The organism is Nocardioides sp. Root190, assembly GCF_001428565.1.
GTDB lineage: Bacteria > Actinomycetota > Actinomycetes > Propionibacteriales > Nocardioidaceae > Nocardioides.
The window spans coordinates 747,781-762,612 of record NZ_LMIA01000010.1 but is presented as its reverse complement, the minus strand read 5'-3'; the positions used below and the strand labels follow the sequence as shown (position 1 = coordinate 762,612).

General features: G+C 73.1%; 14 protein-coding genes. 5 read left to right on the top strand and 9 right to left on the bottom strand.

What is annotated here, in order from left to right:
• Positions 1 to 10: 10 nt before the first annotated feature.
• From ASE01_RS16390 to ASE01_RS16350, 9 genes are read right to left on the bottom strand one after another with little or no spacing between them, the layout of a single operon-like run.
• Positions 11 to 1,096, bottom strand: coding sequence for an acyl-CoA dehydrogenase family protein (locus ASE01_RS16390; RefSeq protein ID WP_056754295.1), 1,086 nt, complete (start codon positions 1,094 to 1,096; stop codon positions 11 to 13).
• Positions 1,093 to 2,583, bottom strand: a complete 1,491-nt coding sequence (locus ASE01_RS16385) for a class I adenylate-forming enzyme family protein (protein ID WP_056754292.1) — start codon at positions 2,581 to 2,583, stop codon at positions 1,093 to 1,095. Before ASE01_RS16385 ends, ASE01_RS16390 begins: the two co-directional genes overlap by 4 nt.
• A gap of 17 nt (positions 2,584 to 2,600) precedes the next feature.
• Positions 2,601 to 2,906, bottom strand: coding sequence for a hypothetical protein (locus ASE01_RS16380; RefSeq protein WP_056754287.1), 306 nt, complete (start codon positions 2,904 to 2,906; stop codon positions 2,601 to 2,603).
• A 35-nt stretch (positions 2,907 to 2,941) separates the two neighbouring features.
• Positions 2,942 to 4,039, bottom strand: coding sequence for a phosphotransferase family protein (locus tag ASE01_RS16375; RefSeq protein WP_056754285.1), 1,098 nt, complete (start codon positions 4,037 to 4,039; stop codon positions 2,942 to 2,944).
• Positions 4,036 to 5,331 carry an acyl-CoA dehydrogenase family protein gene (locus ASE01_RS16370; RefSeq protein WP_056754282.1) on the bottom strand — a complete coding sequence of 432 codons (1,296 nt, stop codon included), beginning with the start codon at positions 5,329 to 5,331 and terminating at the stop codon, positions 4,036 to 4,038. Before ASE01_RS16370 ends, ASE01_RS16375 begins: the two co-directional genes overlap by 4 nt.
• Positions 5,332 to 5,377: 46 nt before the next feature.
• Positions 5,378 to 6,532 carry a thiolase family protein gene (locus ASE01_RS16365; protein ID WP_056754278.1) on the bottom strand — a complete coding sequence of 385 codons (1,155 nt, stop codon included), beginning with the start codon at positions 6,530 to 6,532 and terminating at the stop codon, positions 5,378 to 5,380.
• Positions 6,532 to 6,951 carry a Zn-ribbon domain-containing OB-fold protein gene (locus ASE01_RS16360; RefSeq protein ID WP_056754905.1) on the bottom strand — a complete coding sequence of 140 codons (420 nt, stop codon included), beginning with the start codon at positions 6,949 to 6,951 and terminating at the stop codon, positions 6,532 to 6,534. The genes ASE01_RS16365 and ASE01_RS16360 overlap by 1 nt, the downstream gene beginning before the upstream one ends.
• Positions 6,948 to 8,186: an acyl-CoA dehydrogenase family protein gene (locus ASE01_RS16355; RefSeq protein WP_082606109.1), complete on the bottom strand. Its 1,239-nt coding sequence runs from the start codon at positions 8,184 to 8,186 to the stop codon at positions 6,948 to 6,950. Before ASE01_RS16355 ends, ASE01_RS16360 begins: the two co-directional genes overlap by 4 nt.
• Positions 8,183 to 10,642 carry a CoA transferase gene (locus ASE01_RS16350; protein ID WP_056754275.1) on the bottom strand — a complete coding sequence of 820 codons (2,460 nt, stop codon included), beginning with the start codon at positions 10,640 to 10,642 and terminating at the stop codon, positions 8,183 to 8,185. The genes ASE01_RS16355 and ASE01_RS16350 overlap by 4 nt, the downstream gene beginning before the upstream one ends.
• Before the next feature lie 175 nt (positions 10,643 to 10,817).
• On the opposite strand from ASE01_RS16350, the gene ASE01_RS16345 reads away from it, so the two are divergent.
• Genes ASE01_RS16345 through ASE01_RS16325 form a run of 5 tightly spaced genes read left to right on the top strand, consistent with a single transcriptional unit; the run spans position 10,818 to position 14,820 of the window.
• Complete coding sequence (locus tag ASE01_RS16345) at positions 10,818 to 11,606, top strand: SDR family NAD(P)-dependent oxidoreductase (protein WP_056754272.1); 789 nt, start codon at positions 10,818 to 10,820, stop codon at positions 11,604 to 11,606.
• Positions 11,603 to 12,238 carry a TetR/AcrR family transcriptional regulator gene (locus ASE01_RS16340; protein ID WP_200958867.1) on the top strand — a complete coding sequence of 212 codons (636 nt, stop codon included), beginning with the start codon at positions 11,603 to 11,605 and terminating at the stop codon, positions 12,236 to 12,238. Before ASE01_RS16345 ends, ASE01_RS16340 begins: the two co-directional genes overlap by 4 nt.
• A 58-nt stretch (positions 12,239 to 12,296) precedes the next feature.
• On the top strand, positions 12,297 to 13,493 hold the full coding sequence (locus tag ASE01_RS16335; RefSeq protein WP_056754271.1) for a thiolase C-terminal domain-containing protein: 1,197 nt from the start codon (positions 12,297 to 12,299) through the stop codon (positions 13,491 to 13,493).
• Positions 13,490 to 13,948 (top strand): Zn-ribbon domain-containing OB-fold protein, encoded by a 459-nt coding sequence (locus tag ASE01_RS16330; protein ID WP_056754269.1) that lies wholly within the window; start codon positions 13,490 to 13,492, stop codon positions 13,946 to 13,948. The genes ASE01_RS16335 and ASE01_RS16330 overlap by 4 nt, the downstream gene beginning before the upstream one ends.
• Positions 13,945 to 14,820 (top strand): TIGR03619 family F420-dependent LLM class oxidoreductase, encoded by an 876-nt coding sequence (locus ASE01_RS16325; RefSeq protein ID WP_082606108.1) that lies wholly within the window; start codon positions 13,945 to 13,947, stop codon positions 14,818 to 14,820. The genes ASE01_RS16330 and ASE01_RS16325 overlap by 4 nt, the downstream gene beginning before the upstream one ends.
• Positions 14,821 to 14,832 lie beyond the last annotated feature (12 nt).

The following is a 14,832-nucleotide window of genomic DNA, read 5'->3' as shown; positions in this document are numbered from 1 at the left end:
GGCCGCGACGTCACAGACCCATCAGCCGCAGCACGGCCTCGCGCCGCTGCGGCACGTCGCCGAACAGCAGCGCGTCGGCCTGGGCCCGGCGCAGGTGCAGGTGGTCGGGGTGCTCCCACGTGAAGCCGATGCCGCCGTGCACCTGCACCACGTCGGCCGTTGCCTGCAGGTGCGCCTCCGTCGCGGCCGCGGCGGCGACTGCGGCGGAGAGGGCGGCGTCGTCCGGTCGTGCGTCCGCGCACCACGCGGCGTGCTCCACGGCGCTGCGGGCGTCGTCGACCAGGACGGCGAGCTCGGCCAGGCGGTGCTTGATGGCCTGGAAGGAGCCGATCGCGCGACCGAACTGGACCCGCGTGCCGGCGTACTCCACCGCGGAGGCGAGGCAGGTCTCGGCCGAGCCCAGGGACGCAGCGGCCACGGCCAGGTCGAGCCGGGGGGCGACCGCGTCGCGGTGCGTGCCCCACGCGCCCTGCTCGCCGACCAGGACCGCGGGCGCTCCGCGGAGCTCGACACGGGCGGCGTCGCGGGTGAGGTCGAGCGTGCGGCAGGCGCTGCGGTGGACCGCGGTCGTCCCGGCCTCCACCAAGAAGCTGGAGAGGCCGGCGCCGGTCTCGGCGGCGACGAGGAGGACGTCGGCGCTCAGGCCGTCCTGGACGGGCCAGAGCGTGCCGTCCATGCGCCAGCCCCCGTCGTCCTGCACGGCACGGACGGGCCCCTCGGCACGATCGGCGACGGCGGCGACGACCTCCCCGGCCAGCAGCCGCGGCAGCCAGGCGTCGCGCACCGCACCGCCGGCGGCCAGCAGGATGCCCTGCGCCACGACCACGGAACCCAGCAACGGGAGCCGGGCCAGGGTGCGACCGGCCTCTTCGGCGACGACGGCGAGGCCGGCCGCGCCGAGCCCGGCGCCGTCGTGGTCCTCGGGCACGTCGACGCCCGCCATGCCCAGTCCGGTGCAGGCCTTCGTCCACAGGTCGCGGTCGACGCGGGCGACGAGGTCGATGCCGCCGTGCGGGTCGACGCCGCTGAGGAAGTCGCGCACGACCTCCCGCAGTGCCGCCAGGTCGGACAGGATCTCCGGGTCGGTGGTGATCACTGCGACAGCTCGCTGACCAGGACGCGGCGCAGCAGCTTGCCGGTCTCGCTGTAGGGGAGCGCCTCGCGCCAGTGGACCCGGGCCGGCACCTTGGCGCTGCGCAGGCGTACGCGGACCCACTCCTGGAGCTCCTCGGAGGACAGCTCCGTGTCGGGGCGGCGGACGACGGCGACCTCGACACGCTCCCCCCACTCGGTGTCGGGCACGCCCACCACGGCGGCCTCGACGACGCCGGGGTGCTCGAGCAGGACGTCCTCGATCTCGCCGGGCGAGAGGTTCTCCCCGCCGCGGACGATCACGTCGTCGACGCGGCCCTCGACGAAGAGGAAGCCGCCGGGGTCGAGCCGGCCGCGGTCGCGGGTGTGGTACCAGCCATCGGCGTCGAGGACGGAGTGCGTGCGGTACTCCCCGGAGATCTGCTCACCGCGGACGACGACCTCCCCGGACGCGCCATCGGTGACGACGCCACCGTCGGCGTCGCGGATCTCGAGCTCGAGGGTGGGCAACGGTCGACCGACCGAGCCCAGGCGCAGGCGGGCCTCCGGGTCGTCGCTGAGGACGGCGTCGCGGTGGTCCTGCGGGCCCAGCACGGCGATCGTCGAGCTCGTCTCGGTGAGGCCGTAGGCGTTGACGAACCCGACGTGCGGGAGCAGGCCGAGTGCGCGCTCGATGGTGGGCAACGGCATCCGCCCGCCGCCGTACGACAGGTGCCGCAGCGCCGGGAGGCGCTCGCCGGTGCCCTCCAGCACGTCCAGCACGCGGCCGAGCATCGTCGGGACCACCATCGCGTGGGTGACCTGTTCGCGCGCCGCGGTCTCCACCCATGCCTCCGCGGAGAACTGGGGGAGCATGACGAGGCGTCGGCCGCTGTAGACCGAGCTGAGCACCGAGGTGATCCCGGCGACGTGGTAGTTCGGGACCGAGACGAGGATCGCCTCGTCGGCGCCGGCCGCCCAGAACTCGACGCTGCCGATGATGTAGCTGGCGAGGTGGCGGTGCCGGAGGACGGCGTCCTTGGGGGTGCCGGTGGTCCCGCTGGTCGCGAGCAGGACGGCGGCGCGGTCGGGGTCGCCGGGCACGAGGTCGGGGGCGGCCCCCGGCGCGGTGCCGTGTGCGAGCAGCTCGTCAGCCGGCAGGACGGTGACGCCCGGGTGCTCGGCGATGCGGTGGGCGAAGTCGGCGCCGGCCACGACGGTGACCGGGGCGAGCCGCTCGGCCGCGGCGGCGAGCTGCTCGTCGGTGAGGCGGAAGCTCATCGGCGCCAGGGGCAGGCCGGCCGCTGCGCAGCCGAAGAGGAGCAGCGGCGTCACCTCGGAGTTCAGGTCGAGCAGGGCGACGCGCTCGCTGCCTGTCTCGGCGAGCCGTGCGCCGATGCGGCGGGCGACGCGGTCGAGCTCGGCGTACGACGTGCCGTCGGCCAGGCTGCCGACGGCCACCCGTCCGGGCTCGCCGGAGACGGCCATCTCGAGCAGCATGGTGAGGTCCACGGTCCCGCTCCTGCCGCTCAGTCCGAGGCCGGGAGCTGCTTGGCGGCCTTGACCGCCAGCAGCGCCTCGCCGAGTCCCAGGCTGCCGGCACCGGGCTTGACGACGAGCACCTCGAGGGCGCCGTCGGCGTCCTCGTAGCGCTTGCCGAGCAGGGTGCCGCCGTCGTGGCCGGCAGCGGGCGTACCGGCGTCGGTCGGCGCGGCGTCGGCCGCGACCATCGGCGCGCCGCCGCAGGTGACGGGCAGGTCACCCGTTCCGCGTACGACGACGACCTGGGTGTCGCAGGTGGTGCTGCGCAGGCGGCTTCCGGGCTTGAGCTGCATGGGGTGCTTCTTTCCTTGAGGATCTGGGTGGTGGGTCAGGGGACGAGGTCGAAGGTGCGCTCGGCGAGGGGCACCACGGAGGCGCCGCGCTCGGCCATCCGCGGGTCGGTCGTCTCGCCGCGGACGTGCCGGACGAAGAGCTGCTGCAGGATGACCGCGGTCTTCCAGCAGCCGAACGCCTCGTACCAGTCGATCTCCTGCGCGGTGGCCTCGATGCCCCGCCGGGAGAGGTAGCGCTCGACCACCTCGTCGCGGCTGGGCAGCCCCAGCGCGGCGAGGCCGGGCACGGCGTTCGGCTGGTCGCCCTGGGGCCAGTAGTTGAGCAGGGTGCCGAGGTCGCACAGCGGGTCGCCGAGGGTGGCCATGTCCCAGTCGAACACCGACACGACCGTCGTGGGGTCATCGGGGCGGAACTGGCAGTTGTCGACCTTGAAGTCGTTGTGCAGGACGCCCGCCACGCGGGTGGTGGGCATCGTCGCCGCCAGGCGCTCACCGGCACGTGTCACCGACTCGGCACCCTCGGTGGCGACGTCGGCCCAACGCCGCGCCCAGCCCCGGAGCTGGCGCTCGAGGTAGGCCTCGGGCCGGCCGAGGTCAGCCAGACCGCACGCCTCGTAGTCGACGGCGTGCAGGTCGGCCAGCGCCTCGATGGTGGCCATGCCGAGGTGACGGCCCGCGTCGGGAACGTGGGCCATCGAGGCCGGCACCTGGTCCCAGACCACGATGCCGGGGCGGTACTCGCTGACGAGGAACTGTGCCCCGACGACCGACTCGTCGGCGCAGTGCAGCAGCCCGAGCGGGGCCCGCGGGTAGGCGGTCCCGAGCCGGCTGAGGACGGTGTACTCACGCAGCATGTCGTGTGCCCCGGCCGCGATGTGGCCGAAGGGCGGACGGCGGACGACGAGCTTCATGTCCCCGAGCGCGACCCGGTAGGTGAGGTTGGCGGAGCCGTGCGGGAACTGCTCCACCGAGAAGCCCGGCCCCAGCTCGAGGCGGTCGGAGAGCTCGGCGCGCAGGTGCGCCTCCAGCGCGGACCAGTCCAGCTCCTCGCCCGCCCGCACCGGGGCGACCTCGGGCCGGTCGGGGTCGACGGGCGCCGCGGACGGCGGGCTCGTCGGGGACGGGCTGGTCACGGCGCGACCACCTCGTCGAGGAGGTCGGCGTACTGCTCGCGGGCCGAGGCCCGGAGCGCCGGGAGGTGGCGGGTCGGGAACAGCCCGGTGGCAGGCGTCACGTCCCGCATCAGCCGCTGGGCGATCTGGATCTTGTGCAGCTCGGTCGCGCCGTCGGCGAGGCCCATGTGGAAGCTCTCGAGCACCCACTTGCCGAACGGCATCTCCTCGGAGATGCCCAGCGAGCCGTGCACCTGGATGGCCCGGCTGGCGACGTCGCGCAGGACGTCGGGCATCGCGGCCTTCACCGAGGCGATGTCGACGATCACCTTGCGGTAGTCCTGCTCCTGGTCGATGCGCCAGGCCGTCTGCAGCACGAGCAGGCGGAACTGCTGGAGCTGGATGTGGGAGTCGGCGATCATCTGCTGCACCAGCTGGCGCCGCCCGAGGGGCTCACCGCCCGAGACCCGCGACACGGCGCGCTCGAGCATCATGTCGAGCGAGGCGCGGACCAGGCCGACCGTGCGCATGGCGTGGTGGATACGACCGCCGCCGAGGCGGGTCTGGGCCACGTGGAAGCCCTGGCCACGCTCACCGAGGAGGTGGTCGGCGGGGATCCGGACGTCGGTGTAGCGGACGTAGGGGTGGGTGCCGACCGGCTCGTGGTGGCCGTAGACGCTGACGCCGCGGACGATCTCCACGCCCGGGGTGTCGACCGGAACGACGAACATCGAGGCGCGCGCGTGACGGTCGGCATCCGGATCGGTCACGGCCATCACGATCAGGAAGGACGCGAAGTTGGCGTGCGAGGAGAACCACTTCTCCCCGTTGATGACCCACTCGTCGCCGTCCTTCTCCGCCCGGGTGACGAAGGCGGTCGGGTCCGAGCCGCCCTGCGGCTCGGTCATGGAGTACGCCGACACGATCTCGTTGGCGAGCAGCGGCTCGAGGTAGCGCTGCTTGAGCTCGGGGCTGCCGAAGTGCGCGAGGATCTCGCCGTTGCCGCTGTCGGGGGCGTGGCAGCCGAACACCACGGGACCACTGTGGGTGTGGCCGATGCGCTCGTTCAGCAGCGCGAGCTTGAGCTGGCCGAAGCCGGGCCCGCCCAGCTCCGGGCCGAGGTGGCAGGCCCACAGGCCCTGCTCGCGCACCTTGTCCTGGAGCGGCCGGATCAGCGCGTTGCGGAGCGGGTCGCCGACATCCCAGGCGTGCTCGACGAGCTGGTCGACGGGCTCGATCTCCTCCCGTACGAACCGGGAGACCCAGTCGAGCTTCTCCTGGTAGTCCGCGTCGGTCTCGAAGATGGAGGTCATGGTCGTGGGTCCTTCTCTGGGTGATGGTGGGCGCTCACAGGACTGCTCACCGGGTGAGCACCGTGCAGGCACTGATGCCGGGCGCGCCGTAGACATGGGTGAAGCCGACGCTCGGTCGACCGGGGACCTGGTGCTCGCCCGCCCGTCCGCGCAGCTGCTGGACGATCTCGTGGACCTGGCGCAGGCCGGTGGCGCCGATCGGCTCCCCGTTGGCCAGGACGCCTCCGTCGGTGTTGACGGGCAGGCGGCCGTTGATCTCGGTGACGCCGTCGGCGTACCACTGCTCCTGCTCGCCGTGGGCGCACAGACCGGTCTCGGCGAGGTGCATCACCTCGGCGCCGGACTCGGTGTCCTGCACCTGGGCGACCTGCACCTCCTCCGGACCGACTCCGGCGGCCTCGAAGACCGCGCGGGCGGCCTCGCTGGTGGGACCCTCGGCACGCTCGGGGGAGATCCAGGTGTTGTAGACCTCGAAGGAGCCGAAGCGCCGCGAGCGGAACTCCACCCCGCGCAACCGGATGCCCTCGACCCCGAGGCGCCGGGCCCGTTCGGCGCTGGCCACGACGAGCGCGACCGCGCCCTCCCCGGGGGAGCAGAACATGTACTGCGTCAGGGGCGGGTTGACCATGGGGGCCTCGAGGACCTGCTCCTCGGTCAACGGTTCGCGCCGCCACGCCATCGGGTTGAGCGCGCCGTTGCGGAAGGCCTTGGTCGACACCTTCGCGAGGGTGCGCTCGGAGATGCCGTGCTCGGCCATGTAGCGCTGGATCTTCATCGCGAAGAACTGCGTCGTCACCATCATCCCGGTGGAGCCGTACCACTCCCCGAGGCCGAGGTTGGCGGGGTCCTCGTTGAAGGCACCGCGCGGGTGCTTGTCGAAGCCGACGACCAGGCCGAGGTCGTGGGCGCCGGAGGCGATGGCGTGCCGGGCGGAGGTGAGGGCGGAGCCGCCCGTGCCGCAGCCGTTCTTGACGTTGACGAACGGGAGGCCGGTCAGGCCGAGGTCCGCCACCAGGGCGTCGGCGTCTCCGGCGGCGTAGCTGCCGCCGAACGCGAACTGGACGTCCGGCCAGGCGATCCCGGCGTCGGCGAGGGCCTGGTGGGTGGCGTGCACGGCCATCTGTCGGCCGCTCACCCCCGGCGTCCGACCGAAGCGGTGCATGCCGACGCCGATGATGACGACGTCCTCGTGGTTGCCCATCACTGCTCCTCGGGCTCGAAGGCGAAGGTGGTCACGGTGGTGCCGTCGTCGTCGGTGAAGGCCGGCACCAGCGCCAGGCGCACCGGCAGGCCGGGGGACAGGGCGGTGACGTCGGAGACGGTCAACCGCGACTCGACGATGACGGATCCGAGGTCGACGTACCCGAGGCCGAACGGCTCGAACTCGCCGTCGTGACGGAACGGCGGCTTCGGCGCGAAGTGCTGGACGGTGTGGGCCCACAGCGTGCCGCGCCGGGGGAGCAGCGTCGGGCTCATCGCCAGCGCGCTGCACCTCGGGCACCGGTCCTGCGCGGGGAAAGTGGTCGTCGAGCACTCCGTGCAGGCGGCACCGCGCAGGGCGGGTCCCTCGGAGGTGTCGGCGACCAGGTCGGGATCGACCATCCGGGTCGTGGTGGTCATCGGCTGCTGGTGCGCCATGGCTGGTCACGCGCCTCTCGTGGCTCGGGCGGCAGGCCCAGGAGGCGCTCGCCGATGATGTTCTTCTGGATCTCGTCCGAGCCGCCGGCGATGCGGTAGCCCGGGACGCCGAGCAGCTGCTGGGTCCAGGCCCACGTGCCCCACTGCCCGTCATCGACGGCGAGGCGCGGTCCGAGGGCGGCGCGAGCGACGTCGGAGACCGATGCCATCCGATGCACCCACTGGAGCTTGCGCACCGATCCGATCACCCCGGGCGCCCCGCCCCGGGCGTGGTCGCGCTCGTCACGGGCGTTGGCGACCTCGCCGAGCCGCCACGCGATGACGGCCTCGGCGAGGAGCTGGCGAACGTGCGGGTCCTCGATCGCGCCGGTGTGGCGGCACAGGTCGACGGCCCGTCGCCAGTCGCCGCCCACCCGGCCCTGCTCGGCGCTGTTGCCGCGCTCGAAGCCGAGGGTGGTCAGCGCGACGCGCCACCCGTCGCCGACCTCGCCGATGCGATAGCGGTCGGGGATGCGCACGTCGTCGAGGAAGACCTCGTTGAAGCTGGTGCCGCCCGTCATCTGCCGCAGCGGCCGGACCTCGATGCCCTCCGCGTCGAGTGGCACCATGAAGGCGGTGAGGCCGCGGTGCTTCGGTGCGTCGGGGTCGGTGCGCACGATGAGCTCGCCCCAGTCGGCGAACTGGGCGCCCGACGTCCACACCTTCTGGCCGTTGACCACCCACTCATCGCCCTCCCGGGTCGCCCGGGTCGAGACGTTGGCCAGGTCGGAGCCGGCCGACGGCTCGGAGAAGAGCTGGCAGGCCAGCAGCTCCCCGCGCAGCATCGGACCGACCAGGAGGTCGCGCAGCTCGTCGGACGCCAGCTCGCGGAGCGTCGGCGCGACCAGTCCGAGGGTCACTGCGACCAGCTCGTGGCTGCCGGTGTCGTAGGCGAGCTCCTCCTCGCGGAAGGCGGCGTCGTACGACGCGGGCAACCCGCGGCCGCCCAGCTCGACGGGCCAGTCGATCGCGCCGTAGCCGGCGTCGTGCTTGGTGCGCTGCCAGGAGCGCATGCGGTCCAGGAGGGCCTGCTCCTCCTCGTGCGGCAGGTCGTGGAAGACCGCCACGCTGTCGGAGCCCTCGCCCCAAGGCCGCTCGGTCCCCGGCTCGGTGCGGGGGAGCGGGCCGGCGGCCAGCCAGGCGCGGACCTCCTCGCGGAACTCCTCGATCGTGCTCACGAGACCTCCTGGTGCCGGCGTGTCGTCTCCCGGGCCACCCCGCGCTCGAGGAGGTCGGCGACCTCGTCGAGGGAGAGGCCGGCCTCGGCCAGCACCTCCGCGGTGTGCTCGCCCAGGAGGGGGGCGCGCCCGAGTGGGCGGGCGCCGTCGATGTCGATCAACCGGCCGGCCATCTCCACCCTGCCGAGCACCGGGTGCTCGAAGGTCGTGACCAGGCCGCGCTGCTTGAGGTCGGGGTCGTCGAACAGGGCCGTGGCGGGGTGGTCCGCGCACACCTCGGCGGGCACGCCGTGGGCGTCGAGGTCGGCGACCCACGAGCGCGCGTCGCGCTGGGCGAAGGCCCCGCCCAGCACGGCGGCCACCGCGGCGTCGTTGCCGGAGTCGTCGGGGTCGAGGTCCGCGAGCGCGGGGACGGCCGCGACCAGGCGCTCCCGGTCGTCGGCTCCTTCGGCCGCCAGGCACAACCAGCCGTCGGCGGTGGCGTAGATGCGGTGCAGCGCAGAGGTGCCCCAGCCCTGGGCGTCGATCCGGGCGCGATCGCCGCTGCGCCGGCCGTCGGGCGTGGTCCACGCCGAGGAGGCGTTGAGCAGGTGGGCGTAGGCGATGGAGGTGTCGACCTCCTGGCCCAGGCCGGTGCGGTCGCGGTGGTGGAGCGCCTGGAGCACGCCGATGGCCGAGAGCAGTCCGTTGCCGGTGTCGCCGAGGGAGACCGACGGCCAGATCGGCGTGCCGCCGTCGTCGGCTGCCCCGTCGACCCACTCCGTGCCGCAGAGGGCCCCGGCGGTCTGGTCGTTGGCGGGCCGGCCGTCGCGCGGGCCGCGCTCGTAGCCGCGCGTGTGGCAGTGGACGAGGCGGGGATTGATGGCGTGCAGCGACGCGCCGTCGACGCCGAGCCGCTCGGCCGCCGAGGCGCGCATGTTGTGGTGCACCACGTCGGCGGAGCGGACCAGTCGGTGGAAGGCGGCCAGGCCGTCGGGGTCCTTCAGGTCGAGCACGAGGCTGCGCTTGCCGCGGTTGGACATGTGGGAGTACTGCGTCGCCATCCAGTGTCCGTCGTGGACGGCGCTGACCCGTACGACGTCGGCACCCAGGTCGGCGAGGACCTGAGCCCCGAAGGGTCCTGCGATCGCGAGACCGAGGTCGAGGACGCGTACGTCGGCGAGCGGCAGCGACTGCTGGGGCGCGTCGTCCCGGGCCGCGTCGCCCGGACCTGTCGCTCGGTGCTCGTCGAGGGCGGCCTCGGCCTCGGCCCGGGCCCACGCGTCGTCATGGCCCGGCGCGACCACGGCCTTCTCCGGGGACGACGGGCACCGGCTCAGCCGCACCACGTCACCGACCGTCAGGATCGGGCCGAGCTCGTGGTGGTCGACGCGCTGCACGCAGCCGTCGGCCAGCAGCAGCGGGTCGAGCAGCGCCTCCTCGGGTGAGCGGACCACCTCGAAGGGGACGCCGGCCTCGCGGGCGACCCGCTCCCAGTCGTCGGCGCGGAAGCGCGCGGCTGCCGCGGCCATGGCCGGGTGGAAGTGCTGGAGCATGACCAGGTCCTGGTAGTCGGTCGAGATCCGCAGCTCGGCGTCGCGGGTCGAGACCCCGCCGCCGGGCGGCACGGCCAGCTCGTCACCGTCGCTCACGCCGAGCATGAAGCTCGGCAGCTGCACCCACTGCTGGACCCACCTCGCGTCGGAGGTGCGGTAGAAGCCCTTGGGTGCACGGGGATCCGTCGTCCAGCCCAGGTAGCCCTCGGCGTCAGGGTCCTCGACCCGCTGCCACGCGATGCTGCCCGCGCACAGCGCGCCCTGGAGCAGGGAGGTCCCGATCGCCTGTCCCCTCCCGGACTGCTCGCGCAGGCGGAGGGCCGCCGCGACGCCGATGGTGGCCAGGTAGCCGGCGGCGAGGCCGGCCCACGGAATGCCGAGGAACATCGGGCCGGGCCGGTCGGGGCCCACGCCCGTGCCAGCCTCGAAGGGCAGGTCGGCCAACGGGTCGGTGCGGCCGGAGAGCAGGCCGATCGTGGTGCCGGGGACTCCCCGGGCCTCCCACTGCAGGCCGGTGCGCGCGGCGACCAGCGACTCGACGGCGCTGCGGCCGGCGTGGGCAGCGGCGTCGCCGTACGGCGTGATGGTGCAGCGGACCAGCCGACCGTGGTCGGGGCCGGGCACGAGCGAGAGCCCCGGGCCCTCGCTCGACTCCACCAGCACGTCAGCTCGGGCGACCAGGCCGCGCAGCGTGCGCAGGTCCCGCTCGTCCTCGAGGTCGAGGGTCGTACGACGCTTGCCGCGGTGCCACACGGCGTAGCCGGGCAGGTGGCGGAACGGGTCGTCCTCACGATCGATGCGCACCACCTCCGCGCCGGCGTCCGCGAGCAGCATCGTCGCCACGGAACCGGCCACGCCCTGGGTCAGGTCGACGACGCGGAGTCCGGCATACACCGGGGCTGGTGCGGCCTGCTCGGTCATGTCGCTCCTGGTCTCGAAAGTGTGGGTCCGGTCACAGGACCATAGTCGATCTCGAATTCGGATTCAACTAAAAATGAACTTGCATTCGGGTTCGACAGGTGCCAGTCTGTGGTCCACACCACATGACGTACGCCACACTCCGACGTCCCGAGCCGACCGATGGGAGGAGCCCCAGATGACGGTCACCACCGCCACCGAGGTCGCACTGCGCGGCCGCTGGATCCTCGTCACGGGCGGCTCCAAGGGCATCGGGCTGGGCATCGCCCAGGAGCTGCGCCGTCAGGGCGCACAGCTCGTGCTCACCGCTCGTGGAGCCGACGACCTGGCCCGGGCCCGCACGGCGTGCCTGGAGGTCCCGGCCCCCGACGGCGAGGCACGGGTCGAGACCGTTGCCTGCGACATCGCCGACCAGGCATCGGTCGCCGCGCTCTTCGAGCGCGTGCACGAGCTGACCCCCGGGCTGGACGGCGTCATCGCCAACGCCGGCACCGGCGGCGTGGTCCCGATGCTCGACCTCGACGTCGCGGAGTGGGACCGGATCATCGCCACCAACCTGCGCGGCACCTTCCTGGTCGTCCAGGCGGCGGCGCGGGCGATGATCGAGCGCCCCCGGCCCGACCGGTCGATCGTGGTCGTGTCCTCCGTCCGTGCCCGGCAGTTCCGTCCGGGCACGCTGCCGTACTCCTGCTCCAAGGCGGGTGTGGACCAGCTGGTCCGCGGAGCGGCCCACGAGCTCGCTCCGCACCGCATCCGCGTCAACGCGATCGCCCCCGGCATGACCCTGACGCCGCTGATGCTCGCCGGCACGCCGGACGCGGAGCGGATCGCCGCCGAGCGCGTGCCCTTCGGTCGGGCCGGGCAACCCGAGGACTGTGCTGCCGCAGCGGCGTTCCTCTGCAGTGGGGCAGCATCGTTCATCACCGGCGCCAACCTGGCCGTCGACGGAGGGGAGTCACTCCTGTGACCACGGAGAAGTTCGAGGACGGCGTGCGACCGCTCCCGGTGACCATGCGAGGCAAGCGGAGCCGCCAGTCACTCCTGGACGGCGCCAAGCGCGTGTTCAGCGACGTGGGCTTCTCCGAGGCCCGGATCGTCGACATCACCGCGTCCGCAGGTGCGGCCAGCGGCTCGTTCTACACCTACTTCTCCTCCAAGGAGGAGATCTTCGTGGCGCTGCTGCGTGAGCTCGAGGACGAGCTGCGCAGCCCGGGCCACCGCGGAGCGGACCACACCGAGGAGCCGTTCGAGCAGATCCGGCGCGCCAACCTCGCCTACCTCGCCTCCTACCGCGAGAACGCCGCGGTGATGGTGGTCTGGGAGCAGGTCGCCACCCTCGACGCCGAGGTCGAGGCGCTGCGCCACGACGCATCACTCCGCTTCGCCGGCCGCATCCAGCACGCCATCGCCACCTGGCAGGAGGACGGCCGCGTGGCGGCGACGCTGGACGCGGCGCTTGCCTCCGTGGCGCTCACCGGGATGGTCAGCAACTTCGCCTACCGGTGGTGCGCGCAGGGCGACGACTACGACCTCGATCACGCCGCGGACCAGCTGTCCCGGCTCTGGGCCGGGGCGCTCGGTCTTCCTGTCCCTGACTGACGTCCGAAGACGGGTCAGGACGGCCCGAGCCAAAATTCCTCATGAGATTGGATGAGCGTTGACGAACCACGCAGGCCGTGAGTCCTGGCAGCAGGACCGCACCGCCATCGCCGGGATCGGCGCCACCGACTTCTCGAAGGCGTCAGGGCGCTCCACCCTGACCCTCGCCACGCAGGCGAGCCTCGCCGCGCTGAAGGACGCCGGCATCGACCCGCGCGACGTCGACGGCATCGTCCGCTGCGACATGGACACCGTCCGTCCGGTGGCGCTGGCCGACTCGCTCGGCGTCCGCAACCTGACCTACTGGGGTGACACCGGCCCGGGCGGTTCCGGTCCCGCGGCCATGGTCGGCCAGGCCGTTGCTGCGATCCAGGCCGGTATGGCCACGACCGTGGTCGTCTTCCGTTCGATCAACGGACGCTCCGGCGAGCGCTACGGCAAGGGGTACGCCGACGACGGCCGCGCCGGCGGCGGGTCGACGTTCGAGGAGTTCTTCCTGCCCTACGGCATGCAGACACCGGGGCAGTACTTCGCGGCGGTGGCCCAGCGCCACGCCATCGAGCACGGGACGCCCCCGGAGGCCCTGGGCCGGATCGCGATGGCCTGCCGGCGCCACGCGAACAACAACCCCGCAGCCCAGATGCACTCCCGCACCATGTCGATGGAGGACTACCTCGGCTCGCGGATGCTCTCGACGCCGCTGCGCCTCTTCGACTTCTGCCTCGAGACCGACGGTGCCTGCGCGATCGTGGTGACGACCGCGGAGCGGGCCCGGGACCTCGCGCAGCCGCCCGTGCTCATCCGGTCGGTGGCGCAGTCCAGTGGCCGTGACGCCCAGCCCGGCCTGATGTTCCCGGCCCTGTTGCGCCCGACGACGACGAGCTGGTCCTCGAAGCCGCTGGCCGAGACGCTCTTCGCCCGCGCCGGCCTGACGGCCGCCGACGTCGACGTCGCCCAGATCTACGACTGCTTCACGATCACGACCCTGGTCCAGATCGAGGACTACGGCTTCTGCGAGCCCGGCGGCGCCGGTGACTTCATCCAGGACGGCACGCTCGAGGTCGGCGGCTCGCTGCCGATCAACACCTCCGGCGGTCATCTCTCGGAGGGCTACATCCACGGGATGAACCATGTCCTCGAGGGCGTGCGCCAGGTCCGGGGCACCTCCACCAACCAGGTTCCCGGCGCGCAGGTGAGCCTGGTGACCTCGGCGCCGCCTCCGGGGGGCAGTGCGCTGCTGCTGGTGGCGGCATGAGCGCGCCGACGCAGGCGCGGGTGCTGCCCGTGACCGACGATCCCGACAGCGGCCCGTTCTTCGAGGCCGCCGCCCGGCACGAGCTGGTCATCCGGTTCTGCGGCCGGTGCGAGCGAGCCCTGCACCTGCCGAAGGCGTTCTGCCCGGACTGCCACGAGGACGCCGGCGAGTGGCGCCGGGTGCAGGGAACCGGACGCGTCCACACCTGGACGACGGTCGAGCACCAGGTGCACCCCGGCCACCCCACGCCGTACACGGTCGTGGTCGTCCAGCTCGACGAGCACCCCGAGGTCCGCCTGCTCGGCTCCCTGCCGGGGCGCGCCGAGGTGCGCCCCGACCAGGCCATGGAGGTCTGGTTCGAGGAGGTCGGCGACGGCGTCGTGCTCCCGCAGTGGCGGCCGACGACGGTGGCCACCACTCCTGACACCGCGACCCCTGAGGAGGACGGCGCATGAGGATCGGCCTCTCGGCGTACGACATGGCCGCCGCGGACCTGCTGGACCTGGTCCGCGCGGCCGAGGACGCCGGCTTCGACAGCCTGTGGCTCGGTGAGCACGTCTTCCACCCGCAGGAGTACACGAGCGTCCACCCCGGCCACGAGGTCAAGCAGCACCACACCGGGCCGATCGTGCAGGAGAACACCCACCTGCTGGACCCGCTGGTGACCCTCGCGGCCGCCGCGGCGACCACCGAGCGCATCCGGCTCGCCACCGGGGTCTTCGTCCTCCCGCTGCGCGAGCCCCTGCTCGTCGCCCGGGCCGCGGCCACCCTCGCCGAGATCTCCGGCGGCCGGTTCGTGCTCGGCGTGGGAGCCGGCTGGCTCACCGAGGAGTTCGACGCGCTCGGGGTGCCCTTCAAGACCCGCGGGCGCCGCCTGGACGAGTCCCTGGCCGTGCTCCGGGCCTGCCTGGGGGGCGGGCCTGTCGAGCACCACGGCGACATCTTCGACTTCGCGGCCCTGGAGATGACTCCGGCGCCGGTGGACGTGCCCCTCGTCATCGGAGGCAACAGCGATGCGGCACTGCGCCGCGCCGCCCGCTCCGGTGACGGCTGGTTCTCCTCCGGGACGCCGGACTTCGAGGAGGCGGTGCGCCTGCGCGACCGGCTCCAGGGGTTGCGAGAAGAACTCGGGAAGACGGCGGAGCCGTTCGAGACGGTCGTGCGCATCGAGGGCGCGGACCCCCAGGACGTGCGTCGCTACGGAGCGGCGGGTTTCGACCACGTCGTGATCTGGGCCGACCAGGTCTGGCCCGCTGACGGCTCGCTCGACGAGAAGCGAACCCGTCTGACGCAGGCAGCACGCGCGCTGCGTGACGCCACTATCTGAACTAGGAGAACG

Coding starts and splice junctions, on each gene's coding strand:
- ASE01_RS16360 (WP_056754905.1), bottom strand. CDS start 6,951: ATGACCACCACGACCCGGATGGTCGATCCCGACCTGGTCGCCGACACC.
- ASE01_RS16325 (WP_082606108.1), top strand. CDS start 13,945: ATGAGGATCGGCCTCTCGGCGTACGACATGGCCGCCGCGGACCTGCTG.
- ASE01_RS16380 (WP_056754287.1), bottom strand. CDS start 2,906: ATGCAGCTCAAGCCCGGAAGCCGCCTGCGCAGCACCACCTGCGACACC.
- ASE01_RS16365 (WP_056754278.1), bottom strand. CDS start 6,532: ATGGGCAACCACGAGGACGTCGTCATCATCGGCGTCGGCATGCACCGC.
- ASE01_RS16345 (WP_056754272.1), top strand. CDS start 10,818: ATGACGGTCACCACCGCCACCGAGGTCGCACTGCGCGGCCGCTGGATC.
- ASE01_RS16330 (WP_056754269.1), top strand. CDS start 13,490: ATGAGCGCGCCGACGCAGGCGCGGGTGCTGCCCGTGACCGACGATCCC.
- ASE01_RS16370 (WP_056754282.1), bottom strand. CDS start 5,331: ATGACCTCCATCTTCGAGACCGACGCGGACTACCAGGAGAAGCTCGAC.
- ASE01_RS16350 (WP_056754275.1), bottom strand. CDS start 10,642: ATGACCGAGCAGGCCGCACCAGCCCCGGTGTATGCCGGACTCCGCGTC.